General features: G+C 64.1%; 1 protein-coding gene. It reads right to left on the bottom strand.

Annotated elements, in window-relative coordinates:
• Positions 1–635 (bottom strand): AMP-binding enzyme (locus HFE01_RS26415; RefSeq protein WP_167442904.1); only part of this gene is annotated, 635 nt, incomplete at both ends.

Raw genomic sequence — 635 nt, forward strand, 5'->3', positions numbered from 1 at the left:
GCGACGTACTCCGTTCCGCTTCCCGCTTCCCCTTCCGGCGCCGGCAGCGCCTTCCGGTCAATCTTTCCGTTCGGCGTCAGAGGCAGGCGCCCCAGCTCCACGAAGTACGATGGGATCATGTACCCCGGCAGCTCCTGCGCCAGCGTGCTGCGCAGATCGTTCACTGCCAGCTCCGCTCCGGTATCCGGCGTGTAATACGCGCACAGCGCCTTCTGCCCGTTCGCGTCACTTCGAACCAGCACCAACGCTTCGCGTACGCCTTCCACCCGCAGCAGCTGCGACTCGATCTCGCCCGTCTCAATCCGGTACCCCCGGATTTTCGCCTGGTTGTCGATCCGGCCGATGAAGTCCACGTTGCCGTCTTCCATCCACCGCGCCAAGTCTCCCGTGCGGTACAACCGCTCGCCCGCGGCGAACGGACTGTCTACGAACTTCTCTTCCGTCAGCTCCGAACGGTTCAAGTACCCGCGCGCCACTCCGACTCCGCCGATGACCAGCTCGCCCAGCACCCCGACCGGCACCGGATTCAGATGCGCATCCACGATGTAGAATTTCGCATTCAGCCACGCTTTGCCGATCGGCACATGGCCTGTCTGCGGCAGCTTCGCCAGCTCCTCGTCGTAGAAGCTGGAGTC

The sequence above is a fragment of the Paenibacillus sp. EKM10P genome, assembly GCF_011800655.1.
GTDB lineage: Bacteria > Bacillota > Bacilli > Paenibacillales > Paenibacillaceae > Paenibacillus > Paenibacillus polymyxa.